The organism is Streptomyces sp. NPDC001393 (genome assembly GCF_053597455.1).
The window spans coordinates 1-1,957 of the sequence record NZ_JBSFIH010000146.1 but is presented as its reverse complement, the minus strand read 5'-3'; the positions used below and the strand labels follow the sequence as shown (position 1 = coordinate 1,957).

At 66.5% G+C, this 1,957-nt stretch carries 1 protein-coding gene and 1 pseudogene; both read left to right on the top strand.

The window, feature by feature from the left end; translation table 11 throughout:
- Window positions 1-924, top strand: a pseudogene (locus ACWC2T_RS45930) (alpha-1,4-glucan--maltose-1-phosphate maltosyltransferase); the annotation flags it as partial.
- Window positions 921-1,957, top strand: a 1,037-nt coding sequence (locus ACWC2T_RS45925) for an alpha-amylase family glycosyl hydrolase (RefSeq protein ID WP_450676231.1), incomplete at its 3' end; no start/stop codon positions are given. The pseudogene ACWC2T_RS45930 and the gene ACWC2T_RS45925, both read left to right, overlap by 4 nt.

The window sequence follows — 1,957 nt, the reverse complement described above, 5'->3', positions numbered from 1 at the left end:
ATCTTCCGCGTCGACAACCCGCACACCAAGCCGGTCGTCTTCTGGGAGCAGGTCATCGCCGAGGTCAACCGCAAGGACCCGGACGTGATCTTCCTCGCCGAGGCCTTCACCCGCCCGGCCATGATGCACACCCTCGCCCAGATCGGCTTCCAGCAGTCGTACACCTACTTCACCTGGCGCAACAGCAAGCACGAACTCACCGAGTACGCCAGCGAGTTGGCGGGCGATGCGGCGGCCTACATGCGGCCGAACTTCTTCACCAACACCCCGGACATCCTGCACGCCTACCTCCAGCACGGCGGCCGCCCGGCCTTCGAGGTGCGGGCCGTGCTCGCCGCCACCCTCTCCCCCACCTGGGGCATCTACAGCGGTTACGAGCTGTGCGAGAACACCCCGCTCAGGGAGGGCAGCGAGGAGTACCTGGACTCGGAGAAGTACCAGCTCAAGCGGCGGGACTGGGAGGGAGCGGCGCGCGAGGGACGTACCATCGCGCCGCTGATCACCCGGCTCAACACCATCCGGCGGCAGAACCCGGCCCTCCGCCGGCTGCGCGACCTCCACTTCCACCACGCCGACAAGGACGCGGTGATCGCCTACTCGAAGCGGAGCGGGTCGAACACGGTTCTGGTGGTCGCCAACCTCGACCCGCACCACACCCAGGAGGCCACGGTCTCGTTGGACATGCCGCAACTCGGCCTGGACTGGCACGAGTCCGTGCCGGTGCGCGACGAGCTCACCGGCGAGACCTATCACTGGGGCAGGGCCAACTATGTGCGCCTTGGGCCTGGGGGCGCGCATGTGCTCACCGTCGGCCGGGGGTCCGGGGGTGGTGCGGCGGAAGCCGCTGACGTCGCGTCCCCGGGCGAGCACAGCAGCGTCCTGCGACCGTCCAACCCGCAGATCGGAGGGTCACCCACAATATGATCGTCAATGAGCCCGTCCCGGACACCTTCGAGAACACGCCCGCGAGGGACCGGGATCCGGAGTGGTTCAAGCGAGCGGTCTTCTACGAGGTCCTGGTCCGCTCCTTCCAGGACAGCAACGGCGACGGCGTCGGCGACCTGAAGGGCCTGACCGCCAAGCTCGACTATCTGCAGTGGCTCGGCGTGGACTGCCTGTGGCTGCCGCCGTTCTTCAAGTCCCCGCTCAGGGACGGCGGTTACGACGTCTCCGACTACACCGCCGTACTGCCCGAGTTCGGAGACCTCGCCGACTTCGTGGAGTTCGTGGACGCCGCCCACCAGCGCGGCATGCGCGTGATCATCGACTTCGTCATGAACCACACCAGCGACCAGCACCCGTGGTTCCAGGAGTCGAGGCGGGATCCGGACGGTCCGTACGGGGACTACTACGTCTGGGCCGACGACGACAAGCAGTTCCCCGGTGCCCGGATCATCTTCGTCGACACCGAGGCCTCCAACTGGACGTACGACCCGGTACGCAAGCAGTACTACTGGCACCGCTTCTTCTCGCACCAGCCGGACCTCAACTACGAGAACCCGGCGGTGCAGGAGGAGATGATCTCCGCGCTGAAGTTCTGGCTGGATCTCGGCATCGACGGGTTCCGGCTGGACGCGGTGCCGTACCTGTACCAGCAGGAGGGCACCAACTGCGAGAACCTGCCGGCGACCCACGAGTTCCTCAGGCGGGTGCGCAAGGAGATCGACACCCAGTACCCCGACAAGGTGCTGCTGGCGGAGGCCAACCAGTGGCCGGAGGACGTCGTCGACTACTTCGGCGACTACTCCTCCGGTGGCGACGAGTGCCACATGGCCTTCCACTTCCCGGTCATGCCCCGCATCTTCATGGCCGTACGGCGGGAATCCCGCTACCCCGTCTCCGAGATCCTCGCCAAGACACCGGCCATCCCCTCCGGCTGCCAGTGGGGCATCTTCCTGCGCAACCACGACGAGCTGACCCTGGAGATGGTCACCGACGAAGAGCGCGACTACATGTG